The organism is Butyricimonas paravirosa, assembly GCF_032878955.1.
GTDB lineage: Bacteria > Bacteroidota > Bacteroidia > Bacteroidales > Marinifilaceae > Butyricimonas > Butyricimonas paravirosa.
On record NZ_CP043839.1, the window covers coordinates 1,918,969 to 1,942,847 of the forward strand.

Annotated in this window: 28 protein-coding genes; 7 read left to right on the forward strand and 21 right to left on the reverse strand. The window is 50.6% G+C overall.

Annotated features, from left to right (window positions below; genetic code table 11):
• Positions 1 to 17: 17 nt before the first annotated feature.
• From F1644_RS08065 to F1644_RS08075, 3 genes are read left to right on the forward strand one after another with little or no spacing between them, the layout of a single operon-like run.
• A complete protein-coding gene (locus F1644_RS08065) occupies positions 18 to 251 on the forward strand; it encodes a DUF3873 domain-containing protein (RefSeq protein WP_004304291.1) in 234 nt (77 codons plus the stop codon).
• Positions 248 to 493 (forward strand): DUF6956 domain-containing protein, encoded by a 246-nt coding sequence (locus F1644_RS08070; protein WP_004291529.1) that lies wholly within the window; start codon positions 248 to 250, stop codon positions 491 to 493. The genes F1644_RS08065 and F1644_RS08070 overlap by 4 nt, the downstream gene beginning before the upstream one ends.
• A 53-nt stretch (positions 494 to 546) precedes the next feature.
• Positions 547 to 855: a hypothetical protein gene (locus tag F1644_RS08075; RefSeq protein ID WP_004304290.1), complete on the forward strand. Its 309-nt coding sequence runs from the start codon at positions 547 to 549 to the stop codon at positions 853 to 855.
• 33 nt (positions 856 to 888) lie between these two features.
• Here F1644_RS08075 and F1644_RS08080 read toward each other — a convergent pair whose 3' ends face one another.
• The 19 genes from F1644_RS08080 to F1644_RS08170 all read right to left on the reverse strand — a co-directional run bounded on the left by F1644_RS08080 (position 889) and on the right by F1644_RS08170 (position 15,094).
• Complete coding sequence (locus tag F1644_RS08080; protein ID WP_004291527.1) at positions 889 to 1,278, reverse strand: hypothetical protein; 390 nt, start codon at positions 1,276 to 1,278, stop codon at positions 889 to 891.
• A 64-nt stretch (positions 1,279 to 1,342) separates the two neighbouring features.
• Positions 1,343 to 1,870 carry a glycoside hydrolase family protein gene (locus F1644_RS08085; RefSeq protein WP_004291526.1) on the reverse strand — a complete coding sequence of 176 codons (528 nt, stop codon included), beginning with the start codon at positions 1,868 to 1,870 and terminating at the stop codon, positions 1,343 to 1,345.
• On the reverse strand, positions 1,867 to 2,370 hold the full coding sequence (locus tag F1644_RS08090; protein WP_004291525.1) for a DUF3872 domain-containing protein: 504 nt from the start codon (positions 2,368 to 2,370) through the stop codon (positions 1,867 to 1,869). The genes F1644_RS08085 and F1644_RS08090 overlap by 4 nt, the downstream gene beginning before the upstream one ends.
• On the reverse strand, positions 2,367 to 3,269 hold the full coding sequence (locus tag F1644_RS08095; protein WP_004291524.1) for a toprim domain-containing protein: 903 nt from the start codon (positions 3,267 to 3,269) through the stop codon (positions 2,367 to 2,369). The genes F1644_RS08090 and F1644_RS08095 overlap by 4 nt, the downstream gene beginning before the upstream one ends.
• Before the next feature lie 7 nt (positions 3,270 to 3,276).
• The gene (locus F1644_RS08100; protein WP_004291523.1) at positions 3,277 to 3,852 is read right to left on the reverse strand and encodes a conjugal transfer protein TraO; all 576 of its coding nucleotides are present in this window, start codon (positions 3,850 to 3,852) and stop codon (positions 3,277 to 3,279) included.
• 2 nt (positions 3,853 to 3,854) lie between these two features.
• Positions 3,855 to 4,841: a conjugative transposon protein TraN gene (traN, locus tag F1644_RS08105; protein ID WP_168044536.1), complete on the reverse strand. Its 987-nt coding sequence runs from the start codon at positions 4,839 to 4,841 to the stop codon at positions 3,855 to 3,857.
• A gap of 34 nt (positions 4,842 to 4,875) precedes the next feature.
• A complete protein-coding gene (traM, locus tag F1644_RS08110) occupies positions 4,876 to 6,228 on the reverse strand; it encodes a conjugative transposon protein TraM (protein ID WP_004291521.1) in 1,353 nt (450 codons plus the stop codon).
• Positions 6,209 to 6,496, reverse strand: a complete 288-nt coding sequence (locus tag F1644_RS08115; RefSeq protein WP_018697145.1) for a TraL conjugative transposon family protein — start codon at positions 6,494 to 6,496, stop codon at positions 6,209 to 6,211. The genes traM and F1644_RS08115 overlap by 20 nt, the downstream gene beginning before the upstream one ends.
• A 27-nt stretch (positions 6,497 to 6,523) precedes the next feature.
• Positions 6,524 to 7,147, reverse strand: coding sequence for a conjugative transposon protein TraK (traK, locus tag F1644_RS08120; RefSeq protein WP_004291519.1), 624 nt, complete (start codon positions 7,145 to 7,147; stop codon positions 6,524 to 6,526).
• Positions 7,148 to 7,178: 31 nt separating this feature from the next.
• Positions 7,179 to 8,183: a conjugative transposon protein TraJ gene (traJ, locus tag F1644_RS08125; protein WP_004291518.1), complete on the reverse strand. Its 1,005-nt coding sequence runs from the start codon at positions 8,181 to 8,183 to the stop codon at positions 7,179 to 7,181.
• A gap of 3 nt (positions 8,184 to 8,186) precedes the next feature.
• A complete protein-coding gene (locus F1644_RS08130; protein WP_004304283.1) occupies positions 8,187 to 8,816 on the reverse strand; it encodes a DUF4141 domain-containing protein in 630 nt (209 codons plus the stop codon).
• Positions 8,817 to 8,839: 23 nt separating this feature from the next.
• Positions 8,840 to 9,220 carry a DUF3876 domain-containing protein gene (locus F1644_RS08135; RefSeq protein WP_004291516.1) on the reverse strand — a complete coding sequence of 127 codons (381 nt, stop codon included), beginning with the start codon at positions 9,218 to 9,220 and terminating at the stop codon, positions 8,840 to 8,842.
• Between the two features lie 40 nt (positions 9,221 to 9,260).
• Positions 9,261 to 11,765 (reverse strand): TraG family conjugative transposon ATPase, encoded by a 2,505-nt coding sequence (locus tag F1644_RS08140; protein WP_004291515.1) that lies wholly within the window; start codon positions 11,763 to 11,765, stop codon positions 9,261 to 9,263.
• A complete protein-coding gene (locus F1644_RS08145; RefSeq protein WP_004291514.1) occupies positions 11,762 to 12,094 on the reverse strand; it encodes a DUF4133 domain-containing protein in 333 nt (110 codons plus the stop codon). The genes F1644_RS08140 and F1644_RS08145 overlap by 4 nt, the downstream gene beginning before the upstream one ends.
• A 10-nt stretch (positions 12,095 to 12,104) precedes the next feature.
• Complete coding sequence (locus F1644_RS08150) at positions 12,105 to 12,422, reverse strand: DUF4134 domain-containing protein (RefSeq protein ID WP_002560983.1); 318 nt, start codon at positions 12,420 to 12,422, stop codon at positions 12,105 to 12,107.
• A gap of 201 nt (positions 12,423 to 12,623) precedes the next feature.
• Positions 12,624 to 13,352: a hypothetical protein gene (locus F1644_RS08155; protein WP_004304280.1), complete on the reverse strand. Its 729-nt coding sequence runs from the start codon at positions 13,350 to 13,352 to the stop codon at positions 12,624 to 12,626.
• Positions 13,353 to 13,368: 16 nt separating this feature from the next.
• Positions 13,369 to 13,722, reverse strand: coding sequence for a DUF3408 domain-containing protein (locus F1644_RS08160; RefSeq protein WP_004291505.1), 354 nt, complete (start codon positions 13,720 to 13,722; stop codon positions 13,369 to 13,371).
• A gap of 2 nt (positions 13,723 to 13,724) precedes the next feature.
• Positions 13,725 to 14,165: a DUF3408 domain-containing protein gene (locus tag F1644_RS08165; protein WP_004291503.1), complete on the reverse strand. Its 441-nt coding sequence runs from the start codon at positions 14,163 to 14,165 to the stop codon at positions 13,725 to 13,727.
• Positions 14,166 to 14,167: 2 nt separating this feature from the next.
• The gene (locus F1644_RS08170) at positions 14,168 to 15,094 is read right to left on the reverse strand and encodes a ParA family protein (protein ID WP_005783105.1); all 927 of its coding nucleotides are present in this window, start codon (positions 15,092 to 15,094) and stop codon (positions 14,168 to 14,170) included.
• Here F1644_RS08170 and F1644_RS08175 point away from each other — a divergent pair.
• From F1644_RS08175 to mobC, 4 genes are all read left to right on the forward strand, one after another.
• Entirely contained in the window at positions 15,093 to 15,257 is a 165-nt protein-coding gene (locus F1644_RS08175) for a hypothetical protein (protein ID WP_196029218.1), read from the forward strand. The genes F1644_RS08170 and F1644_RS08175 overlap by 2 nt on opposite strands.
• Before the next feature lie 381 nt (positions 15,258 to 15,638).
• The gene (gene mobA / locus F1644_RS08180; RefSeq protein WP_004291488.1) at positions 15,639 to 16,067 is read left to right on the forward strand and encodes a conjugal transfer protein MobA; all 429 of its coding nucleotides are present in this window, start codon (positions 15,639 to 15,641) and stop codon (positions 16,065 to 16,067) included.
• Positions 16,046 to 17,293 (forward strand): conjugal transfer protein MobB, encoded by a 1,248-nt coding sequence (gene mobB / locus F1644_RS08185; protein WP_004291483.1) that lies wholly within the window; start codon positions 16,046 to 16,048, stop codon positions 17,291 to 17,293. The genes mobA and mobB overlap by 22 nt, the downstream gene beginning before the upstream one ends.
• A 30-nt stretch (positions 17,294 to 17,323) precedes the next feature.
• Positions 17,324 to 19,342, forward strand: a complete 2,019-nt coding sequence (gene mobC, locus F1644_RS08190; protein ID WP_004291482.1) for a conjugal transfer protein MobC — start codon at positions 17,324 to 17,326, stop codon at positions 19,340 to 19,342.
• Between the two features lie 131 nt (positions 19,343 to 19,473).
• On the opposite strand, the gene F1644_RS08195 is transcribed toward mobC, so the two are convergent.
• Entirely contained in the window at positions 19,474 to 22,728 is a 3,255-nt protein-coding gene (locus F1644_RS08195; protein ID WP_004291481.1) for a P-loop NTPase fold protein, read from the reverse strand.
• A gap of 16 nt (positions 22,729 to 22,744) precedes the next feature.
• Positions 22,745 to 23,875, reverse strand: coding sequence for an ATP-binding protein (locus tag F1644_RS08200; protein WP_004291480.1), 1,131 nt, complete (start codon positions 23,873 to 23,875; stop codon positions 22,745 to 22,747).
• Positions 23,876 to 23,879 lie beyond the last annotated feature (4 nt).

Consider the following 23,879-nt stretch of genomic DNA (forward strand, 5'->3'; position numbering starts at 1 on the left):
ATCTAAAAAGCAACATTATGACAACACGAATGACCATCAACGGAGTAAGCACCTGCGCGGAAGCAGGTACGGAGAAATACGAGCGTTTCCAATCGGGTATCGGAAGACGCAGGCGGACACTTGTGCAGTACGACTACCGCCACCCCATAGACAGAGAATTGTTCTCTTGTGTCAAACCCACGTTGGACGAGTGCCGAGCCGCACGGGACAAGTGGCTGAACGCAAAGAAGGGAAAGGAGGACAGACTATGAACACGACCTATCAAACGCTGATAGTCAAGTTCAGCGAACCTATCACGGCATTGGACGGTATCTTTGACGATACCGGAGCGTGGGGAACGGACACCCTCAAGGGGTGGATAGATGATTACGAAAGCACACGTTTCACCGCCACCGACAGCCATACGGCAGTCATCACGAGCGAGTACAATATGGAATGTGTGAAAGAGTGGCTACAACGGCAGACCCCCATTTCCGAAATGCGAGAATTTTGAACGGGATGGCGGTGTCCGCACCGCCAATACTTAAAACCCTAAAAACAAAAGATATGATAGCCAAGACGATATTACAGCAGATAGGCGGAAAACGCTTCACCGCCATGACAGGTAGCCGTGATTTCATAGATATGGGCAACGGCTTACGGATGAGCCTTGCAAGGAACAAAACAAGTGCCAACCGCCTTGACATCATCTATGACGAAGGGGCAGACCTCTACAATATGCGCTTCTACCGCAGGACGTTCAGCAAAAAGACCTTTGAGTGCAAGACAAAGGACATTGCCGTACACGAGGGTATCTATTTTGATATGCTGGAGGAAATGTTCACGATGGTGACGGGACTTTACACACGCTTTTGAGTGGCGGGGCGGCGAGAGCCGCCCTACTTTCTTTCAGTGAGCATGATGGCGGACAAAGAAAGTAGCAAAGAAACCTTTGTCCAATCTGCGATAACTAAAAAATCCGCAAGTAAAACTTGCGGAGGCTATATATTGGGTCGTTATTTTTTGGTGGAGGGGAATGATAATCTCGAACCGTTGAACTACACATTTCTGCTTCGTCTCCATTTCCCCCAACGATTTGATACGTTCAATCATTTTTGTTGTTCCTTTCTGAATTTTCCTAAATACTTTCTTCATAATTTCGCTATACTTTTTATGGTTAATAACTATGTTTTGTATTGCTCTCACAACACTTACAACTTGAAGTGTTATTTGGAAACCGATAGGCAAAAATGGCTCAACGATGTCAATTAACGAGAAAATCCTACGATAATCTATCAAGTGATAGAGCAAAAGACGTGCCAAGTTAAATATGGCACGTCTTTTGCCAGTTTTGTCAGTCCTTTTATGGGATATACAACAGCGCAAACTCCGCCTTTCTCCGTTTGAGCAGCATGGCGTGGCGTTTTCCTTTGTAGTTGCAGAAGGCTATATACTCACGGTAGATGTTCCTGTCACCAGCTTCCAGCTTCTTGATTAAGGTGCTTTTGGGGATTGTTTTGCTGCCTAACAGCTTCGCCGGTCCCACATTGTAAGCTAACGTGCCAAGCAAAATCGAATCAACCCCGAATTTACGGAACATGGCGACAAATTTGCGCAGGTCTTTCCGCAAAAGTTCATCCGCATCCCGTTTTGTCATGGTTCGTGCCGAATACTTCTCGTTTGGCAAAAGTTTGTGACCCCAACCGACGTATGGGTAGTGTTTTTCTGAGTGCCAGCCTTCAAAGTAGCGGCAGCATAAAAAAGCACGTTCCATAAGCGGCAGTCGGTAGATTGCCGCCTGCCCGTCCGTTCCCTCTTGGCGGCTGATCTGCGCGGACACAGAACAGACCGTCAGAAGTGAACAGAGCATTGTCATGAATACACGCATCATTTCAACAAGGGGCTGAAGTTGCCGATGGGAACGATGGTAAGATCGTCGTCCTTTACATTCCTGTTGTTGAAGTCAAATTCCAGTTCGTAGGAGTTGCTAAAGTTATCCTCCACCACCACGATGAAATTATGCGCCTCATCACCCGCCGCCGTGTAGTACAGGCGGAATTTTTCGTTCTCCAGCAGGTAGCGGTCGTTAGGCAGGAAGGTGATGCCGTTATCCATTTTGAGCGAGCCTTCCCCCTCGAACTGGAAATAGCGGATGGTATAGAGCGTACCCGAAAAGTCGCCCTCCTTTTTCAGTTCACAGCGGATTTCCACTGTCTGCCCCTTTACTACCTTGTTCGGCACGGGCATGACCTCCACCGTGAAGGGATAGGACTGCTGGATGTCCATGTCATCGTCACATGACACGAGGGTGAATGACATGGCGGCTATCAGGCATAACGCCACTGCCTTGAATATTGATGTTCTCTTGTTTCTGTTGTTCAGTATGTTCATTGTTCTTCGATTTTTAGATGGTTGTTTTTCTGTTTTTTCGTTGTCAGTTGCAGGTACTCGTTCAAGTCCTTGCAACCGTCATAGAGGGAGGAACGGTCGGTGACACGTTCCCCGTATCGCATGGTAAGTGCGGCAAGCGTCCGCCGTCCGGCTTCGTCACGGTCGAGGAAGCAGCCGATGCGCCCGTATCCGTCCAGCAATCCCGCCGCCTTCTCCACGTTGGCGACTGAGTTCAGCACAAGACAGTCAGCGTTACCGGTTACACCAAGCGTCACGGCAGAGAGAAAGTCCATGAAGCCCTCGAACACGAGGCACTCGTCAGCCGGGATGTCATTCGCCTTTACCAGTGATACAGACTTCGGAGGTATGCAACCCTTGAAATATCGGCTTCTGACTTCATAGCCACCTGCCATGTTCGGAAAGCCAACGGCAAAATACCGTTTCCCACGCACACCGTAGTTCAAGCGGCAGCAGTGACGGGATGCGATGGCGTAAGGGATGCCCCGTTCCTCTAAATACTCCGTCAGCAGTGAGCGGAGCAGCGGAGCGACCTCCACATCCTCAAAAACGGATTCGGTCGGCTTCGAGAGATAGACGGGCTTTTCCCATCCGGCAACCGTCATATTGGCGGCTTCCGCTATGAACTTCGCTTGCTTCATGAAGTCATCGCTTTGCAGAAACTCCCCGGCAAGCGTGAAGATGTCGCCGCCCTTGCCCAAACCGAAGTCGTACCAGAGCTGTTTCGCCACGTTCACACGGAAAGAGGATGTGCGCTCGCCCCTGTACGGGGCAAGATACCACAGCTCGTTACCGCTCCTTCTGACAGGCTCATGCCCCAGCCGTGCGAGAAAATCCGCAAGCGGCATCCTTCTGACAGCATCTATTTCCGTCCTTTCCATGCCCGTGTCAGTTGATGATGAACTTGATACCGACCCCGAACTGCGTGTGGAACTTCCGTGTGTCGCCACCCCAAAGGCAACGCTCCCGCAGGTTGGCAAGCAGGGCGATACGGTCTGCCACGTAACACTCCACATCGAGCGTCAGCGCACCGCCGTAGATGAAGGCGTCCCGGTCGTGCAGCGTGGAGCCGTCATGCAGCACCTTCTTCCCCCAATTTACCGCCTCATATCCGGCGAGAGCCGAAGCCCCGGCATAGACGAAAACAATCTTTCGGGCGTCCGACAGTATCTTGAAGTAATAGCCGCCCTCCGCCGTGAACTGCGCCACGGGTATCTTGGTGTCCTTGTAGGGATTGTTCTTCAACAGGTATTCGCCACCGAACACCCACTTGTTCCCCTTCTTCGTGTAGGTGGAGAGAGCCGCCCCGAAGCTGTACCCGCCGTCCTTGCCGCCGAGATTGAAGCCGTCCGCCATGTCCGCCCTCACCTCGATGCCCTGCATCTTCGGCAGACACCGCTGGGCGTGCGCCTGCCCTGTAAAAAGGGCAAGCGACGCGATGATTATTGCGATGTACTTTCTCATGGTCAGCGTACTTGAAGTTCGTTGATGGTACCCGCGCGTACCAAATCCTCGTTCTCAATCACGAAGGACTGGTGACGGCCGCCGTTCTTCTCGTTCAATTCCACCACGAGGCACTTGTCATCGGGGATGGTGAACTTCGCCATCGTGAAGACCGTGCGCTCGCTCTTTTTGCCCGGCACGAGGGTGGCGTAGTTCTGCGCGCGGAGCGGCAGAATAATCTGCTCCTGCACGGCAGTACGCTTCGCAACCTTCTTGTCCACGATTTTCCAAGTGATGTAGTCCACATCGAAAGGCACGTTGCTCTGGTTCTTTATCTCCGTGTGGAAATAAAGCAAGCCGTTGTGCGTGTAGATGCCTTTCAACAGGTATTGGATGCCGAAACGCTTGCAGCCGATATGCTTCACCTCGCGCTTGTTCTGTTTGTGGATGGACTTCATGATAAGGCGCACCAGCATCGGGCTTTCGCTGCCCAGCTCTTTCAGATAGATTTCCTGCGCGTTGTTCGGGCGGTTCACCGTGCTGCCGTCATGGATGAAGTCGCACATCTCCACGTTGAGCAACAGCGGTTCGGCGGCGTACTTCACGTTGAAGGTGTAGAAACTGCCGTCCTCCGTGATGACGGACATATTCGTTTCGTTGGGAAAATTCCTTACGGTAGCCTTCACACGGATGATGTTCTCCGCTCCGTCGGCTTTCCCGGCAATCAGGTCGGGCGAGCCTAAATCGACATAGCGCACCTCCGCCGGAAAAATGACGTGGACGGTCTTGTCGTAGGTCACTTCCAGACCGTACGGCGGTATCATGCGGTCGAAGGTCAGCTTGCGTGACAGCCCGTGATATAGGTCGCCGTCCGCCTCCTTCTGCGGATAGACCTCCTTCGTCAAGGTCGGTTGTTCACTTCCGTTGGTCGTTTCAACGGTTACATTCTCCTGCGCGTTGGCAGTTATGATGCCCATAGCGAGGGCAAACATGATGATTACTTTTCTCATTACTTTTGGATTTTAGTGGTAATTTTTATTGTTTTCAATATTTTTCTTGGTAAAGCATGACCCTGTACCCGGCTTTCAGATGCACCTTGACGGTTCGCATCTTTTTGGCGATGTACTGGCTCGTGCCTTGTATCAGCCCCTTGCCCAAGTCGGAGGCGAGCTGCGCCCCGGCATTGGTGGAGATGTTGATGCTGCTTCCCAGCGAGCCGCCCATGTTGGCGGCGACCTCCCGGACGGCGTTCATCTCCATCGAGTTCGGGATGAAGATGCCGGGCTGTCCGTCCGTGTCATAGACCGCAAGCTCCACGGGGATAATCGTGCCGTCGTATTCCAGCGAGGTAATCTCGATGTCGAGCCGCTCACCCTGTATCTTGCCCGTGCCGACCACCACCGCACCCCGGGGTATTGTCCTGCCTGCCACCGCCATAGGCTCCAGCAGGCGCAGCCTTACCGTCTGCCCGTCCGTCACGCTCTGCGCCCCATGCACGCACGCCGGTATGGTGTTCCTGTCCAATACCTCCGCCGTGCCGACAGCCGTGTTGAAACCCCGGTTGCGTTCCTGCGATAAGGCGGCGACAAACTCCGCGTTACTCATAGGCTGTGAGAGTGAAGAAACTACTTGATGCTCCACCTGTCTGATAGGCATTGCCTTGTTCTTCTTCCCTTTCTGCACGGTAGTTGGCTCTGCCCTCTGTTCCGCCGATGGCTGTCCTCCGTTCTGACCGCCCATGTACTTTGCCGCCAGCTCGTAGGACTTCTCCATAAGAGCCACCTGCTCGTCCATAGAGGAAGCCTTGCCCCTCTCGCTTTCCAGTTCCGACTCCAGCGATGCGATGCGCTCCAACAATTCGTCCATCTCCGCATTGTCGTTTTTCGGCTGGTCGTAGAAGTTTCCGAGCGTGGCGTTCAGGTCACGGTAGGCGGCTGCGGAGGACTGGATGGTCTGCGGCGTGGCTGGCTTTGCCCTTTCTTCCTTGCCGCCCGGATTGGCGAGGTCGAAGTCCACTCCGTTCTCCGTTCCCGCTATCTCGCGGTCGAACATGTCGCCCAGCTGCCCGATGGCACGGTTGCGGCTCTCCTGACGCTCTTCCATCTCCCCATGCTCGTAGGCTTTCAGCTTGTCGCCGATAATCTGCCGGTTCGCCTTGTCAGCGTCGGGCATCTCGGTGTTGTATCCGTCCGTTCCCGGCGGTTGCTCCTTGCCGGAGGACGGGGCGAATATCAGCCACATCGCCCCGATGAACACCAACACCATAGCGGGCAGCACGATCATCTTCTGCCGTTTCAGCCGTTGCGCCTCTGTCAGCGGTTCGCGCTCCTTTTTCGGTTTCCCCGTTTCGGGAGCAGCTTTGTTCTCTTTCGTCGGTTCATTCTTTGTCTGTTCCATATAAATAAGGTGTTAAGTGATTGCCTGTTTCCGCCGGGGTCGGCAGTTCCACCCGTCCGGCGTGTCCCGTTTCCATATGTGAGCCGTCGTTCCTGCCGATGTCATAGACGGCTCTGCCGAAGGTGTAAAGGGCAAGCACCGCGAAGGCGGCGAACATCCCCAGCACGATGCGGCGGCGTGTTTCCGGCGGCAAGCCGTCCAGATACCCTTTGAGACTTGCCGCCAAGCGTTTCCGTTTGTCGTGGAGTTTCCAATACATGCCCCACATTGATTTTCTGATACTTTTCATGTCCTGTTACCGTTTGATAGTCTGTAAATCCTTGTTCTCAATGATGGTGAAACCCTCGATGGTAAAACCGTTCGGGTTGTCATCCGACCGCGATGCGTTCAGCAGGCGGCAGGTGGTCACGAGGCTGCGCTCGGTGACGTTGCTCTGCCGGATGATTTTCTGTGTGGCGTAGGTCACGGCACGGTAGGGATAGGCGTTGAAGTCGCACACCACGCTGTCCACCTTCAGCACTTGGTTGATGTTCCCGGCGATGATGCGGTTGTAGTACCCCTTCTCCGCGAAGTCCGAATAATAGTGGTACACGCTCTTGTCCGCCAGCAGCAAGGCACGTTTCACGTTGTGTTCAATCGCGCTTTTTTCAGGTGATAGCGTGAAGAACATCTCGTGGAAACGGCGCACATGTTCCCGTGCCTCCGCCGGGCGGTTCTGCGACAAATCCTGAGACAAGGCGAGCATCAGGCTCTTGCCGTTGTCCAGCACATAGATTTTCTCCCGTTGCTTCTCTGCGAAACGGTAGGAGTTCCACACGCTCCACACCGTCACCACGGCGCACAGCGAGAGGAAGACGATACCGAACAGGCGTATCTGCCTGAACGACGATTCGATGTTTCTAAGTGATTTGAATTCCATTTATATTTTCCAATTTATGATTGCACATTGATTATTTCAGCAATTTGCCGACACGTCCGACTGCGTTTCCTGCGGCTGCACCCGCCACGCTGCCCGCCATGCTTCCGGCTCGTCCCGCCATCTGGTTCACGTTGCGACCGTAACCGCCCATGCCTCCGGCTTGGATAATCCAGCCCGCAACGGTGGGAATGGTAAAGTAGCCGATGATGCCGATGCAGAGGAATACGATATACACCCCGTCGCTCGAATCCAGCGAGAAGTTCGGGTCTGCCTGCATCCGCTCGATGTCGTTTTGCAGCATCAGAACCTGTATCTTCGCCAGTATGGTGCTGAACATGTCCGATACCGGTAGCCACAGATAGACCTGTATATAGCGGCATATCCACTGCGTGAGCGTGTTTTGGAAACCGTCCCATACCGACAGGGCGAAGGCTATCGGACCGAGAATCGCCAGCACCACGAGAAAGAAGGTGCGGACGGTGTCTATCACGAGGGCGGCGGCTTGGAACAGCAGTTCGAGTATCTCGCGGAAGAAGTCGCGGATGCTCTTCTTCATGTTGTACATTCCCCGGTCGATATACATTCCCGCCATCGTCACCATGTCGGAGGGCGACCAGCCGAGTTCCTCCAGTTGCTTGTCAAATTCCTCGTTGGACACGAGGTAGGCGGTTTCGGGGTTGCGTACCATCGCCTCGTATTCCAGTTTGTCCTTCTGCTCCCGGTATCGGTTCATGTCCAGCGTTTCCGCCTCCAGCATCTTTGCCGTGCCCTGTACGACGGGTGAGAGGATGCTGTTTATCGTGCCCAGCACCACAGTCGGGAAGAACATGATGCACAGACCGATGGCAAAAGGACGGAGCATCGGGAATACGTCTATCGGTTCAGCTCTCGCCAGCGACTGCCATACCCGGTAGGCGACGTAGAACAGCGCACCCAGCCCGGCGATGCCTTTCGCCACACCAGCCATGTCCCCACACAGCGGCATCATCTGCTCATAAAGTGAACGTAAAATCTGATGAAGGTTGTCGAACTTCATAGGCTACCAGTATCTTTCGTTCATGTTCCCGTACAGCCCCATGATGCGGTCGAGGTCGTTCTTCTTTTTCGCACGCAGGTAACTCACGGAGATGTTCTTGTTCGTGTAGTAGCTCACGAGGTTGCGGTAACGCTTCATCTTCGAGTGGCAGCGTTCCACCACGTCCATGCGCTCCTTGTCGGTCATGGAGAGCGTGGTGATGTTCACCACGTTCCTGAGTTCCGTCAACACTTCGTTGCTTTCCTCCAGCAGTTTCGTGTAGCCGAAAGCGATTGCGGAAAGCTCTTCGGGTCTGAAATTCCCGTCACGGAGCATCCGTTGGAAACTGTTCACATAGATGTCTGTGATGTCGCCCACCATCAGGATGGTCTGCTGCACCTTGCGGGCGTCCTTGACCAGATTGTTCACCGATTTGAGGGCATCGTAATACTTCTTGCCCTGCTGATAGATTTTCACCGTCTCCTGAAAGTTGCTCACCATGTTCGTGGCGGTCTTGGAGGTATGGATGATGTTTTTGGAGGCATTGATGATGCCCTGCGCTAGATTGCCCGGATCGCTTACGACCCACTGTGCGCTTGCCCTGCCCGCGAAAAGCAGGCACAGGCAGATAATCATTGTTATTCTTGTTCTCATGTTACTTTGGATTTTAGTGGTTGTTATTCTTCGGTCGGATGTCCCGGCTGCGGCTTCACCCGCACATAGTCCCCGTTTGGCGAGAAAGTCAGCACATCCGTGGCCTCGTTGTAGGACACGTCGATGCGGAAGCCGGTGTTCATGAACAGGTTGCCGTTCTCCTCCTGCAAGAGATAGGTTTCCGGCTTGAGCTTGCGGCGCAGACCGCTACGACGGAACACCGTCACTTTGTAGGCTTCGCCCTCCTTGTAGATAAGCACGTCAGGTTTTCCCTCCACGCTCTCCCAGTTCCCGCACAGCATGTCGCGGCGGTTGTCGGCCACGTCGCAGGATTGCAGCATCATGACCGCCAATCCGATAAGGCACTTGCTGACTTGCAGCATTTTCACTTTTGGTAAATTCATACGCGTTTTTCTTTTTTGGTTGATACATTCTGTTTTTTAGTTATTCCTTGTTTCTCCGCCTTTCGGCAAGCTGCCGGATGGCGGCTTCGATGTCGTCGCCCAGCTTCTCCGCCAGACGGTAAACCTCCACTTTTTCCGTTTCCTCGGTGGTGTACGCCAGATACTCTTCCGCGCTGACCTCCGTGGCATAGACCGCCGACTGCGTGCCGCCCAAGCCTATCCACACCTCCTTGTAGAGCCGTGAAGGGTTGTTCGCCATGTTGATGGAGAGTATCTGCGACTTCTCCTTTTCCGTCAGTCCGAGCAACGCCTGTATCTGGTCGAACTTGTTCATATATTTCCTTTGGTCAAGCAGGATTTTACAATCCGAGTTGTTGATAATGCTCTCTTTGACCACCGGAGAACTGATAATGTCGTCCACCTCCTGCGTCACCACGATTGCCTCGCCGTAATATTTTCTGACCGTCTTATACATATAGCGCAGATATTCAGCCATGTTCGCCGATGAGAGGGCCTTCCAAGCCTCTTCCACGATAAGCTGTTTCCGCACGCCTTTCAGCCGCCGCATCTTGTTGATGAAGGCTTCCATGATGATGATGGTCACGACGGGGAACAGTTCGCGGTTTTCTTTAATCGAATCTATCTCGAAGACGATGAACCGCTTGCCGAGCAGGTCGATGTTCTCCGTGGAGTTGAGCAGGAAATCGTAACGCCCGCCCCGGTAATACTGCCGCATGGTGGTGAGCATGTTGTCGATGTTGAAGTCGGACTTCTCCACCTTGATGTCACGCTGTGCCAGTTCCTTGCGGTAGTCGTCACGCATATACTCGTAGAAGGTGTTGAACGACGGCACGATGCTACGGTCGGATTGGATGCGCTCAATATAGGCACTCACGGCACTGCCCAGCTCGCCGCTCTCCGTCTTTGTCACCTTGTCGTCCTCCGACTTCCAGAGCGTCAGCAACAGGGTCTTGATGCTGTCCTTCTTCTCCACGTCGAAGATGTAATCGTCGGTGTAGAACGGGTTGAAGCTGATGGGCTTATCTTCCGTGTAGGTGAAATACACACCGTCCGCTCCGCCTGTCTTGCGTCGGATCATGCCGCACAAGCCCTGATAGGAGTTTCCCGTGTCCACCAATACCACATGTGCGCCTTGCTCATAATATTGGCGCACGAGGTGGTTCATGAAGAAAGACTTGCCGCTGCCCGAAGGACCCAGCACGAACTTGTTGCGGTTGGTCGTGATACCTCGCTTCATGGGCAGGTCGGAGATGTCAAGGTGCAGCGGTTTTCCCGTGAGCCTGTCCACCATCTTGATGCCGAAGGGCGAGAGCGAGCTGCGGTAGTTGGTTTCCTCTGTGAACAGGCACACCGCCTGTTCGATGAAGGTGTGGAAACTCTCTTCCGCCGGGAAGTCCGCCGCATTGCCGGGTATCGCCGCCCAGTAGAGTGTCGGGCAGTCGATGGTGTTGTGGCGCGGCACGCATTCCATGCTTGCCAACTGGCTGCCCACGTCGTTCTTGATATGCTTCAGTTCCTCCGCATCGTCGCTCCACGCCATGACGTTGAAGTGTGCCCGTACCGAGGTCAGTCCGTAGGAATGGGCTTCGTTCAGGTATTGGTCTATCCACTCGCGGTTGATGCTGTTGCTCCTTGAATAGCGAGATAGCGACTGCATGTTACGGGCGGACTTCTCGAACTTCTGCAAGGTTTCCTCACTGTTGTCTATCAGCACATACTGGTTGTAGATATGGTTGCAGGAGAGCAGAAGCCCCACCGGGGAGGCGAATGACAGTCGGCAGTCACTCCGGTCGGTGGAGAGCTTCTCGTAACGGGTGTCGGTAGCCACCTTGCCCGGCAGGTCTTCCGCGTCGGAGAGGGTGTGCAGACACAGGCGGTTGTCGCCGATGCGCATCTCCCTTGCCGAAAGCTCGATGTCCTGCAAGGTGGTGTCACCTTCCGGCATGAGCGAGAAGTAGCGTTCAATAAGTCCCGTCTTTCCCTCAGTACCCACAATCTCATCGGTGGAGAGGCGGCGCAGCCTGACAAGCCCGCTGTCGTTCATGATGCGCTCGAACTGTTCGCAGGCTTCCAAGAACTTGGTCGTGGTTTCCCTGTCCAGCTCCTTCGGGATGATATGTCCCCGGCACAGCGTGCTGAAATTGCTCTGCATCCGGTTACGCTCCTTTGTTGTCTTGGTCAGGTAGAGGTAGCAGGTGTGTTTCAGGTACGGACGCTCGTTGAAGTGACGCTCGAAAGAGCGGCTTAAAAAGCTCATGTCGTCCTTCTGAAGCTCCGGTTTGTAGCGTTCCTTGATGAACCAGTCCTGTTTGTGGACGACGGAGTAGTCCGGCAGCACCTTGATAGCCTTGCACCAGCAACTGTGTATCGCCTCGTACTCCGCACCCGTCACGGTGTAAAGTTCCGGTAGTTCCACCTCGAAAGCCACCGTGATGTCGGCGTCCTTTGAGATGATGCAGCCATGCTCCACCGCTAAAAGTGGGAACCTGTTTTCCAGTGTTGTCATTTTCGATGTATTCCTCATTGTCTTTCTTCCTTTCGTTGTCGTTTGAACAGACGGGTTATCCGCCGCCGGTTGATAAGGTATCGGGGATGGCTCCGTGCCGCTCCTAATTTCATCAGCCCGTGTTCACCGTACCGGGCGTTCAGCGCGAAGGTCTGCCATACAAGGAGGGAGGACGATGCCGCGCCGAAGCCGATACATATCCACTGGTCGATACCGACCATGTAGAGGATGACGAACAGGACGAAGAGAGCCAGCAGACCTCCGCAGAAGATGAAGAGGTACTGTGCCTTCAAGCCCTTGAACTCTACCGGACGGCCGATACCCTTGTTGATTGGGTATTCAGCCATACATTATTTATTAAAGGAAGAATGAGCGCAGGATGGTGGCGGCAACAATCAGGAAGATGCACGCGCCGAACCACGAGGCGGCTGTCTTGCTGGTGTCGGGGTCGCCCGATGAAAACTTGCCGTACACTTTTACGCCCCCGATAAGCCCGACGACTGCACCGATGGCGTATATCAGTTTAGTTCCGGGGTCGAAATAAGAACTCACCATAGAGGTGGCTTCGTTGATGCCCGCGATGCCGTTTCCCTGCGCGAAAGCGGAGGCGGTTGCGGCGATGACAAGTGCCGCGGAGAGGATTGCTTTTCTGTTTTTCAAGATGTTCTTGTTCATAAACTGTTCTTGTTTTTTGCCGTCAAAAGGGTGGATGGTCCTTTGTCGGGCGGTTGATACTTTGTTTCTTTACTTTGGTTTTAGTGGATGCCCGTTTGTTTCCACGGACGTGGGCGTGTCCGTTGCGGATGGGGATGCGCCTTGCGTTTCCTCGCCGCGTGGGTTGATGTCATTCTTTCATGTTCATTTCTTTTATTGTTGTCATACATAGTTGCGAATGTCGAACTCCTCGATGTTGTCCGGCACGACGAACTCCTTTTCAGATTTCTTCAGCCGAATCTCGATAAGCCCCTTGATGCGGATGCCTATCTCCGAAGAGCCTTCCATCATTTTCTCGTACAACTCCGTGCCCTCCATGTCGGTGAACACCTTAGCCGCCTTTTCACGTTCCGCCTGTGTCGCGTCCGGGTTTTTGGCGGTCTTGCAGGCGTCGTCAATCTCGTCAAAGCTGCTGCCCGAAGCCCGTGGCGTGTCCGAGGCGTCCTCTTCCGGTTCGTCGTCCCCGTATCCCAGTTCCTCCGGCGGTATGCTCGTGAAGGTCTCATCGAGTTTTTCCTCCGGGACTTGTGCCGGGCGGGATGCGTTTCCCGTTTTTCCGTCGTCAAAAGTAGCCTCTTCCTCCGACAGCTCAATGCCTTTTTCAATAGTGGCGGCTTCTTGCGTCGGTATGGCAGCGGTTGTCCGGGTGGATGCCATCCTGAAACGGCTCTTGCCGATGATGTCCGCCTTTTCCGCAGGGACTTCCTCGTGTGCCGCTATGCGTTTAGCCTCATTCCCGTCCAGTGACCGCCATAATCCGACAATGCCCTTGAAGAAGCGGACAATCCGCGTGTCCATGATGCGCTCGTAAAGGAGCAGGAACAGGAACCAGAGGTTGCAGCCGACCGATACCGCCAGCAGAATGTCTGTCATGCTGATTGTGTAATTCATATCCTTCCGTTTTTGGTTAGAATACTGAATTGTAATTTCGGGCATAAAGGCTCTTTATCGCATCTTCGCACTGGTTGAAGTGGTGCGTCAGCACATGGTCGATGTAAGCGGACAGCGTAAGCCGGTCATGCCCGATTACACGGGTGATACGCATGATACGCTCGTGGTACTCCGGGCGCACATACGCCATCTTCCCCTCACGTGCCTTTACTTCCGGGTCGCGGATGAACAGGCGTTCATAGTCCTTCTCACTGCATTTGCCGCTTACCGGGACAGGCGACAGTATTTCCACACTCGCCTGCACTTGGGTAAACATACCTCCGCAGTCTTGCTGTGGTCTTTTTTCATTCGGTGTCATTTCTTTTTCCATTTTCAAATCAGATCTTCACGTTGTTTCTTGTACAGTTCGTTGATTCTCTCCTTGTGCTGTTCCAGATGCTGGCGCAGCACGGTATCCACATATCCGCCTACTGAGATTTCCCCTCCGGCGATGTCGTTCACGATTCTGAGGATCTTGCCGTGGACGTCACGGCTGATATAGACACATTGGCGGGTCTTTATCTCGTTGCGGCGCAGGAATAGCTCGTTGTAGTCCTCGTCCTGCCTTTTCCGGCGTCCACTTTCCCTCTGCGCTTTTTCCCGTGTTACGGGTTGCACAGGAGATGGTTCCGGTGCGGCGGTGTCCTCTTCGGTCGGTGCAGCTGCGGGTACTTCCTGTGCGGGGCGCAGTGTCCCGTCCTGTGTGCGCCGCCCGATGGAGGCTAACAGCAGTTCCTCGTCGATGCCTTCCGTGTTCACTTTCCTGCTGCCCATGCTCACTGCGGTCTGATGATGTCGCTTATCTCTTCGGAAAACTCCCGGATGCCACTCCCTTTCAGCAGTGCCGTGTCCATCGGGAAGATGGTGGAGCGGAAAACGCTCTTGCGCTCTTCCGAAAGGTCACGGCGGAACTTCTTGCTGTCGGGCAAGCGGGTGGAAAGTACCGGAAAGCCCATTTCGGCTATCACTTCCTCGTAGATGCCGTACAAGTCGTTCCTCTCCCTGCCGTCCACCATCGTCCAGAACAGATGCAGCCCCTTTGTTTTCGCCTGTCCGGTAGTCATCAGCCTGTCGCGGAACATCGTGACGAATTTCAGGGTACTCTCCACGACAAAGCGGTCGGCACTCAGCGGAGTGAAAATGTAGTCCATCTGCGAGAGCGTCTTTATCACGCCGTTGCTTCGGAGTGTGCCGGGCATGTCGAAGAACACCACGTCGGGTTTCACGTCCTCAGTGGCAATCATCCTCTCGGCATCGTCGAGGGCGTTCACCGCATTGCTTTTGACGATGGTGTAGGCGTTCTTTTTGATCCGGCGGAAATGGTCGCAAGCGAGAGCCTTGAAGTAGGTGCTGCTGTCGATAAGCCCCATTTCGTGTTCGCGCAGCCCGTGGATGCTGTGCTGCGGGTCGTCGCAGTCCACGACGGCGACATTGTAGCCTTTCACGTTGTGCAGGTAGCTGGCGGCAAGTGCCGTGACAGTGGATTTGCCGATGCCACCTTTCTGTGTTGCGAATGCAACGAAGATTTCCTTACTCATAGTTCCATTTATTTTAATTGTTGATGATTTGTTTTTCTGTTTCCATACGGATTTGGCTGTCGCACCATCCGCTTCCGTGACTACACACGCAGGCGGGTCGTCGCGTATCCGGTTCTGTGGTGAAGCGGTGCGTCGGACAAATGGTGATTGACGACATTGCGTCATGAAGTCATTGAATCCATACGTCACCGAATTGTCGGAGAACCGGGTTTCCGACGGTTCGGGTATCCGTTTCGGCAAGTATCCGAAGAAGCGGATTTCCGGGTATTTGAATGTTCCGTTTATCATATCTTCAAATCGTTCGTTTCTTGAATCATGCTGCAAATAAACAAGTATATTTTGGAACCTGTATCACTTCTCCGGCAAGTGGCGGCACGTTGCGCCGGTTGGCAGTCATTGACCGGGTCAAGCATCTGTCCGATACCGCTTTAAGGGCGTAACTTTGCACCCGGACAGCAGGGTTCGCCGATGACGCGCGGCCCGGAGTCCTGAAAGGTATTTTCCCAATCCGTCCCCTGACGGATTTTTATGTTCACCTGAACATAGCAAGATGTCTTTTCAGCCGCTCAAAATATTTTGAGCAGCCACGAAAAGCACTTGCCCTTGCAGGGGGCGGGCTTTCCCTCCGAAGTCGGGAAGCCTTTCAGAACTGCGGTGCTGTAATCCGAAGCGGCGGCTTATGCCGTCAATCCGCTAAATCCAAAGTAATATGAAAGAGAAAAGGAAAAGCAAATCAGGGAGAAATCCCAAACTTGATCCGGCGGTGTACCGGTACACCGTCCGTTTCAACGAGGAGGAACACAACCGTTTCCTCGCCATGTTCGGAAAATCGGGTGTCTATGCACGGTCTGTTTTCCTCAAAGCGCACTTCTTCGGGCAACCGTTCAAGGTGCTGAAGGTGGACAAGACGTTGGTGGACTATTACACCAAACTGTCGGATTTTCATGCACAATTCCGTGCCGTGGGTACGAATTACAACCAAGTCGTGAAGGAACTGAGGCTGCATTTTTCAGAGAAAAAGGCGATGGCGTTGCTCTACAAATTAGAGCAACACACCGTCGAACTCGTGAAACTGAGCCGCCGGATTGTGGAACTTTCAAGGGAAATGGAGGCAAAATGGTCGCAAAAATCAGTGTAGGAAGTTCGTTGTACGGCGCGATTGCCTACAACGGGGAGAAGATTAACGAGGCGCAGGGGCGGCTTCTCACCACCAACCGCATCTACAATGACGGTTCGGGAACGGTGGACATAGGCAAGGCGATGGAGGGTTTTCTCACCTTCCTGCCACCGCAGATGAAGATCGAGAAGCCGGTGGTGCATATCTCTCTCAACCCGCACCCGGAGGATGTGCTGACCGATATTGAGTTGCAGAATATCGCCCGCGAGTATCTGGAAAAACTCGGTTTCGGAAACCAGCCTTATCTTGTATTCAAGCACGAGGACATCGACCGCCACCACCTGCACATCGTGACGGTCAACGTGGACGAGAACGGGAAAAGGCTCAACCGGGATTTTCTCTACCGCCGCAGCGACCGTATCCGCAGGGAACTGGAACAGAAGTACGGATTGCATCCGGCAGAACGTAAAAATCAGAGATTGGATAATCCGTTGCGCAAGGTGGCCGCATCGGCAGGTGATGTGAAGAAGCAGGTAGGCAACACCGTGAAGGCTCTGAATGGGCAGTACCGTTTCCAGACGATGGGCGAATACCGTGCGCTCCTTTCCTTATATAATATGACGGTGGAGGAAGCGAGGGGCAACGTGCGCGGACGGGAGTATCACGGGCTGGTCTATTCCGTCACGGACGACAAGGGTAACAAGGTGGGCAACCCGTTCAAATCCTCGCTTTTCGGGAAGTCCGCAGGCTATGAAGCCGTACAGAAGAAGTTTGTCCGTTCCAAATCGGAAATCAAGGATAGGAAACTGGCAGACATGACGAAACGCACCGTCCTTTCCGTGCTGCAAGGCACTTATGACAAGGACAAATTTGTATCCCAACTCAAAGAGAAGGGCATCGACACCGTACTGCGCTACACAGAGGAAGGGCGCATCTATGGGGCTACCTTCATCGACCACCGCACGGGATGCGTGCTGAACGGTTCGCGCATGGGTAAGGAGCTTTCGGCGAATGCCTTGCAGGAACACTTCACCCTGCCATACGCCGGACAACCGCCGATACCGCTATCCATCCCTGTGGATGCTGCGGACAAGGCACACGGGCAGACCGCCTACGACAGTGAAGATATATCGGGCGGTATGGGCTTGCTCACTCCCGAAGGTCCGGCGGTAGATGCCGAGGAAGAGGCTTTCATCCGGGCGATGAAGCGCAAAAAGAAGAAAAAACGCAAGGGCTTGGGTATGTAATCAGAGTATCAACAATTAAAAAATCAATGTATGTCACAACAAGAAGACGATTTGAGGGCATTGGCGAAAATCATGGATTTTCTGCGTGCCGTGAGTATCATTTTAGTGGTCATGAACGTGTACTGGTTCTGCTACGAAGCCATCCGGCTGTGGGGCGTGAACATCGGCGTGGTGGACAAAATCCTTCTGAACTTCGACCGCACGGCGGGGCTGTTCCATTCCATTCTCTACACGAAGCTGTTTTCCGTCCTTTTGCTTGCCTTGTCCTGTCTGGGTACGAAGGGTGTCAAGGGTGAGAAAATCACTTGGGGGAGAATCTGGACAGCATTTGCCGTCGGGTTCGTGCTGTTTTTCCTGAACTGGTGGTTGCTGCCCCTGCCGCTGCCGCTTGAAGCGGTGACGGGACTGTATGTCCTTACCATTGGAACGGGCTATGTCTGCCTGTTGATGGGTGGTCTGTGGATGAGCCGCCTGTTGAAACACAATTTGATGGAGGATGTTTTCAACAACGAGAACGAGAGTTTCATGCAGGAAACGAGGCTTATCGAAAGCGAGTATTCGGTCAATCTGCCGACACGTTTCTATTACAGGAAACGCTGGAACAACGGTTGGATCAATGTAGTTAATCCCTTCCGTGCGTCCATCGTGTTGGGTACGCCGGGCAGCGGCAAGTCCTATGCCGTGGTAAACAATTTTATCAAGCAACAGATTGAAAAGGGCTTTAGTCAATACATCTACGATTTCAAGTATCCCGACCTATCTACTATTGCCTACAACCATTTGCTGAACCACCCGGACGGCTACAAGGTAAAGCCGAAGTTCTATGTGATCAACTTCGACGACCCGCGACGCTCTCATCGGTGCAATCCCATTCACCCGGATTTTATGGAAGATATTACGGATGCCTATGAGAGTGCCTACACAATAATGCTCAACCTCAATAAAACGTGGGTGCAAAAGCAGGGCGACTTCTTCGTGGAGTCACCTATCATTCTGTTTGCCAGTATTATCTGGTATCTCAAAATCTATCAGAACGGGAAGTTTTGCACGTTTCCCCATGCTATCGAGTTTCTGAACCGCCGTTACGAGGATATATTTCCGATACTGACCTCTTATCCGGAGCTGGAGAACTACCTTTCGCCGTTCATGGATGCGTGGCTTGGAGGGGCTGCGGAGCAGCTCATGGGTCAGATAGCGTCGGCAAAAATCCCGCTTTCGAGGATGATTTCACCGCAGCTCTACTGGGTGATGTCAGACAGCGAGTTTACGCTGGACATCAACAATCCCGAAGAGCCGAAAATCCTCTGCGTGGGTAACAATCCCGACCGTCAGAATATCTACGGTGCGGCACTCGGTCTGTATAATTCCCGTATCGTGAAGCTCATCAACAAGAAGGGGATGCTGAAGTCATCGGTCATCATCGACGAGTTGCCCACAATATACTTCAAAGGGTTGGACAATCTTATAGCTACCGCCCGAAGCAACAAGGTTGCCGTGTGTCTGGGCTTTCAGGATTTCAGCCAGTTAGTGCGTGACTACGGGGACAAAGAGGCGAAAGTGGTGATGAACACTGTCGGCAATATTTTCTCCGGTCAGGTGGTGGGGGAAACAGCCAAGACGCTCTCCGAGCGGTTCGGTAAGGTGTTGCAGAAACGGCAGTCCATCTCCATCAACCGGCAGGATGTTTCCACCTCCATCAACACGCAGATGGACGCGCTCATTCCACCGAGTAAGATTTCCGGGCTTACGCAGGGAATGTTTGTCGGTTCTGTATCCGACAACTTCAACGAGCGTATCGAGCAGAAGATTTTTCATTGCGAGATTGTGGTGGATGCCGAAAAGGTGAAACGGGAAGAAAGTGCCTACAAGAAAATTCCCGTCATTACAAACTTCACGGACGAGGACGGCAACGACCGCATGAAGGAAACGGTGCAGGCGAACTACCGGCGCATCAAGGAAGAGGTGAAGCAGATTGTGCAGGAGGAACTGGAGCGTATCAAAAACGATCCGGTGCTGTGTAAACTGCTACCAGATAATGAGACTGTCTAACAAGTCCCCAAAATTGAAAATTATCCCTATCGAAGTTTGAAGTGACCCCCAAAAGTTGGATACAATTTTTTTGGGGGGCACTTCAGTTCTGACGGGTAAAATCGTAAAATTCGGACTTGTTAGACAAATACTTACGCGGTTTCAACCTCAGGTACTGAATCTATCGAATTGACAAATTTAACCAATTGCGGATCTGAATCTTTTTGTATGAGGTTTCGGAGACTCTTTTTCAATTCATAAGCATCATCCCCTGCTGTATTTATTAAATCCATATAAAAATCTTTGTTTTGCAGAATCAATGAACGGCATGCCCCATCGGAAATTACAGGTTTCACTATTTTATCAATAACGTCTCCAGCTTGACTTTTCAAATTACCATGCGATCTAAGCCATGTTTCGAAAAATTGAAACTTTATTGCATTGATAGTCTTTTTACCGATGCAGAAATCATTTCTTATATCGGTAACTGTCGATTTAATTTTTCGTTTATCCAATCTTTCAACTATATTCTTGAAACAATTAGGGAAAGGATTCAAACTTTGAGTTCCAGAAGCAATATCCATCAGAATCTTTTTGCCAAATTCAGTCAAGTTATCTGGCAAGGATTTGATTTTAGCCAGTAAATGTTTTATTGCGACAAACCAATAATATGATGTATGTGCTGTTCTTTGGGCGTATAATGTATCAACACTTATTTCAGACAACGCTTCGAACGCTATTTTATTGATATGATCGGTCAGGACATTGCTTATTTTAGTGGTCAAATCGTAAAAAGATGCGTCAGGAATTACATCTTTAATATTGTTCTTAGTGATATACTTATCCAAATCGGTATTCCACTCTGCTAAATGCTCGATAAATACCTCATCCGTTACACCTATTCTGTTCTTAATATCTTCAAATTGGGGCAATATGTCTGAGAGCAATAATTTATAGCCAAGTTTATGATTTACCATGTATTGTAGTGTTTCATTTAATAGCGGTATATTCCATCCCACACTATTTACTAATAAGTCTCCATGATCCACATAATAGTCCATGAGTTCTGCAACATATTTTATATCTCCACCCTCTATTAAGGAAACGGAATGACCATGTGCCAATTGCATGGCGACTAAATCGTAATATCCAGACTCTTTAATGTTTCGGCCATCAGTTTCTAATTCAGAATGCAACTGATTTATGTAGGTTGAATCTAACGTTACAGGTAAAGGTCTTTCTTCGTCAGATGCCAATAAACGATAGGTTGTAAATATAGCCCCTATATTATCTTTATTTACATTCTGTTCATCAATGCAATTCGTGATCGCTTGCAAAAGCGTTGGAAACGTATAGGTAGAATTATCTTTTAACGTTTTTACAATATCTGCATGGTCGAAATTATCGGGTAGTAAGTTTGCCAAATAATTATCGAGCGCCTCCGAATTTGTTGCTACTTGATAATATTTATATGCTTTAGTTGTCGCGTTATCCCGATAGGCAGCATCTGTTGCATTTGCAGCTTGAATATAATCGATAAATGTATTTGGCTTGACTGTTTTTGCTTCAATCAATGACGTAAAATCGCACGCCAACTTATTTTGCGCAATAAACCTGTCTATTGCATCTAACGTTTTGAAATAGTCGCCGCCATTGAAGTCATTGAACCGAACTATCTTCTTATATAATTGAGCAATCACATGGTTTTGGCTTTCCGTGTCTAAATGCAACAGCAGTTCTTGGTATTCGACAGGGAACACCTGCTTCTCTATGGATTCTTTTAATTTCAATTGTGCTATTCTTTGCCATACACGCAGAATAACATCGCTCTTTCGAGTTAATTTATGCAAACAATGTATAATCTTATCGATAAGCGCATTGTCCATACATTGTATAACTTCTTCTAATACAGTGTCAAATTGTTTATTAGTCTCTGCATATTGATTTATGTCGTGGTCTTCTTCTCCGTTGATGCAGCCTTCAATATATTTTTTCAATGGAATTTGTCGAGCATCTTCAACATCGACACCATATACCAAAGCTGCAATTTCGCGTTGTGTTTGCAGATCATTGTTAATTATTGTTTGAATGCCATTCAGATAGTCGCCGGACAATATTTGTTCTACTGGATTTGCCAGAATATCCGTCTTCTTCAAACAGAACAATGCTATGTTTATCATCAAAATTTCGTTACACCACTCTTGTTTAAGAGCGACCATCTCATTGATATATGATATAATTTCCCTAACATTGGCATTAGGATTTACCAATCTGAATATCCGATTTATAGTTTCTTTCGCTTCATTTTCTGTTTCTCCAAATGCTTCAACAAACAGTTTGTTGAATATACTTCGATAGTCGGTAATAACAGGAGGAGCAACACGATAAACAATAGGGAAAGTTTTATTGATAAAATACTTGGTCAGTTGTTTCGTTTGTTCGTCGGTCTCATCTCCGAATGCACAAGCTAAATGTGTTTCATCGAAAGGAATAACAGCCCAAACATTTTCAAAACCGCTATCGGCGAAGAACGTATGGATAGAAGACCATAATTCTTTTACTTTTTCAGCGGGGAGACGATCCATGTTGTCAAAAACAAGGACTAATTTACGTTGTCCTTTTTCCTTGATAAAATCAGAAATGTCTTGCATCCATGTTTTGAACTCGTAAACCGTTGGTTCGTCTTCGCTCAAAGTCTCATAGCAAACGTCCTTTTCGACTTTATCTTGATAAATAGCTAACATATAACTCCATCCATATTTATGATCTTTGCTATATGCCCATTTCCAAACGCACAATGCAATAAGAACTGGCAGTGCAGCTATGATAATAGACAATAAAGAAAACCACCATGTTGTGGGTGTAGGTTTTACTGCATACGCAATAAATGTAAATATCGGAGTTAAAACTGCAACCAAAAATGCCGCAACCATACCATTACTGATAAGGGGATATTTTTCGGTTACGGTCTCCGTTTTACGGGCTAATAAATATTTCAGCTTTTCAGACCATGATACGGTTTTCGTACCTCCACCTTTGACTTTTATTGTTGCATTTCCAGATAGGATACCATCATCAATAAGTTTGCTTGTAAGCAATTCCAATATAGAGCGGCGTTGCAAGTCCTCTTGATGTCCCCATGCGTCATACTCAAAAAAGTAATAGTCGTCTGATAATTCACGTTCCAACATTTTAACCACGTTGGATTTTCCAGATCCCCAAATACCTTCGATGCCGATAATTCGAGGTAAAGTACATTCCTCATCCAATGAATCATTCTGACAAAAATGGCGAGCAATAGTTTTTGCCAACCTTTCTTGCGAACCTCCATCGAATTTGTCAATACCACACGGTTTATTTTGGATAAACCGCGGATATTGCTGTTTGGATTGTAGTTTTGTTTCCATATACGTAATTTATTGATTATACGAACTCCAAATAATTCTCCCGATTTACCACATGAAACTCGGCATAGGGATAGGCTTCTTGGAAGGCTTTCGGTGCGGCCGGCATTTTATTTCCCCACTTGAACTCCAAGGCGGTAAGACTGTCGGCACTCTCCTCAATCAGGTCGATTTCCTGTTTGTCGTAGGTGCGCCAGAAATAGAACTCCCTGTGCAGTCCCTCATTGAAGTTCGCTTTGCGCCGCTCTCCGATGATGTAGTTCTCCCACAGCGCACCGACATCCTGCCGAATGGCCAGCGGTGAGAAAGCCCCGATAATGGCATTGCGAATGCCGTTGTCGTAGAAGTACCACTTGCCAGCTTTTGTAACCTCCTTGCGTAGGTTACGCGAATAAGCCCCCAGACGATAGATAACGAAGACCTTTTCCAATAGGTCGAGGTATTTTTCAACGGTCGTCTTGCTCATGCCGAGTTGTTTACCTAACTCTTCGTAAGAAACTTCGCTGCCCAACTGAAAAGCTATCAATCGCAGTAGATCGCGCATCTTGCTCGAATTTTTTAAGCCGTCAATTGCTAAGATATCTTTAAGCAGGTATGCACCGACAATATCACGTAGGTAGTCTGTTTTACGTTCATAGTTCTCCATCATTACTACTTCGGGATAGGAACCGTAAATCAAGCGCGCTTCGAGGTTCTGGCGGGTTTCAAGTGCCGTTTCCGTCTGTGCGATTTCCCGTTGCGAGAATGGTGTAAGGAGAAATTGCGTACTGCGGCCGACCAACGGTTCACCAGTCTTATTCAGCAAATCGAATGACGAAGAACCACTTGCCAAGACACTTATTCCCGGTATTTCATCAACTATCAACTTCAGAATACTACCGATTTGTGGTATGTTCTGTGCCTCATCAATAGCCAGCAAATCAATACCATCCAATAAATGCCGATAATTGGCTATTGAGCGATTCTCCAATAGTGCTAATGTGTCGTAGTCTTCGCCGTTGAGCATCATCGTCCTACCTGAATAGTTGTCCACAATTTTACGCATCATTACCGTTTTACCAACACGGCGAGCACCAAAAATCAGTACTGCTTTATTGGGCGCGATTCGTGCTGTAATCTTCTCTTGAAGTATTCTATTTACTGTTTCCATACCT

Bases quoted from the DNA above. Each gene is read 5' to 3' on its own strand.
- F1644_RS08065 (WP_004304291.1), top strand. From the start codon at position 18: ATGACAACACGAATGACCATCAACGGAGTAAGCACCTGCGCGGAAGCA.
- F1644_RS08070 (WP_004291529.1), top strand. From the start codon at position 248: ATGAACACGACCTATCAAACGCTGATAGTCAAGTTCAGCGAACCTATC.
- F1644_RS08075 (WP_004304290.1), top strand. From the start codon at position 547: ATGATAGCCAAGACGATATTACAGCAGATAGGCGGAAAACGCTTCACC.
- F1644_RS08085 (WP_004291526.1), bottom strand. From the start codon at position 1,870: ATGATGCGTGTATTCATGACAATGCTCTGTTCACTTCTGACGGTCTGT.
- F1644_RS08090 (WP_004291525.1), bottom strand. From the start codon at position 2,370: ATGAACATACTGAACAACAGAAACAAGAGAACATCAATATTCAAGGCA.
- F1644_RS08095 (WP_004291524.1), bottom strand. From the start codon at position 3,269: ATGGAAAGGACGGAAATAGATGCTGTCAGAAGGATGCCGCTTGCGGAT.
- F1644_RS08100 (WP_004291523.1), bottom strand. From the start codon at position 3,852: ATGAGAAAGTACATCGCAATAATCATCGCGTCGCTTGCCCTTTTTACA.
- traN (WP_168044536.1), bottom strand. From the start codon at position 4,841: ATGAGAAAAGTAATCATCATGTTTGCCCTCGCTATGGGCATCATAACT.
- traM (WP_004291521.1), bottom strand. From the start codon at position 6,228: ATGGAACAGACAAAGAATGAACCGACGAAAGAGAACAAAGCTGCTCCC.
- F1644_RS08115 (WP_018697145.1), bottom strand. From the start codon at position 6,496: ATGTGGGGCATGTATTGGAAACTCCACGACAAACGGAAACGCTTGGCG.
- traK (WP_004291519.1), bottom strand. From the start codon at position 7,147: ATGGAATTCAAATCACTTAGAAACATCGAATCGTCGTTCAGGCAGATA.
- traJ (WP_004291518.1), bottom strand. From the start codon at position 8,183: ATGAAGTTCGACAACCTTCATCAGATTTTACGTTCACTTTATGAGCAG.
- F1644_RS08130 (WP_004304283.1), bottom strand. From the start codon at position 8,816: ATGAGAACAAGAATAACAATGATTATCTGCCTGTGCCTGCTTTTCGCG.
- F1644_RS08135 (WP_004291516.1), bottom strand. From the start codon at position 9,220: ATGAATTTACCAAAAGTGAAAATGCTGCAAGTCAGCAAGTGCCTTATC.
- F1644_RS08140 (WP_004291515.1), bottom strand. From the start codon at position 11,765: ATGAGGAATACATCGAAAATGACAACACTGGAAAACAGGTTCCCACTT.
- F1644_RS08145 (WP_004291514.1), bottom strand. From the start codon at position 12,094: ATGGCTGAATACCCAATCAACAAGGGTATCGGCCGTCCGGTAGAGTTC.
- F1644_RS08150 (WP_002560983.1), bottom strand. From the start codon at position 12,422: ATGAACAAGAACATCTTGAAAAACAGAAAAGCAATCCTCTCCGCGGCA.
- F1644_RS08155 (WP_004304280.1), bottom strand. From the start codon at position 13,352: ATGAATTACACAATCAGCATGACAGACATTCTGCTGGCGGTATCGGTC.
- F1644_RS08160 (WP_004291505.1), bottom strand. From the start codon at position 13,722: ATGGAAAAAGAAATGACACCGAATGAAAAAAGACCACAGCAAGACTGC.
- F1644_RS08165 (WP_004291503.1), bottom strand. From the start codon at position 14,165: ATGGGCAGCAGGAAAGTGAACACGGAAGGCATCGACGAGGAACTGCTG.
- F1644_RS08175 (WP_196029218.1), top strand. From the start codon at position 15,093: ATGAAGTCATTGAATCCATACGTCACCGAATTGTCGGAGAACCGGGTT.
- F1644_RS08170 (WP_005783105.1), bottom strand. From the start codon at position 15,094: ATGACGCAATGTCGTCAATCACCATTTGTCCGACGCACCGCTTCACCA.
- mobA (WP_004291488.1), top strand. From the start codon at position 15,639: ATGAAAGAGAAAAGGAAAAGCAAATCAGGGAGAAATCCCAAACTTGAT.
- mobB (WP_004291483.1), top strand. From the start codon at position 16,046: ATGGTCGCAAAAATCAGTGTAGGAAGTTCGTTGTACGGCGCGATTGCC.
- mobC (WP_004291482.1), top strand. From the start codon at position 17,324: ATGTCACAACAAGAAGACGATTTGAGGGCATTGGCGAAAATCATGGAT.
- F1644_RS08195 (WP_004291481.1), bottom strand. From the start codon at position 22,728: ATGGAAACAAAACTACAATCCAAACAGCAATATCCGCGGTTTATCCAA.
- F1644_RS08200 (WP_004291480.1), bottom strand. From the start codon at position 23,875: ATGGAAACAGTAAATAGAATACTTCAAGAGAAGATTACAGCACGAATC.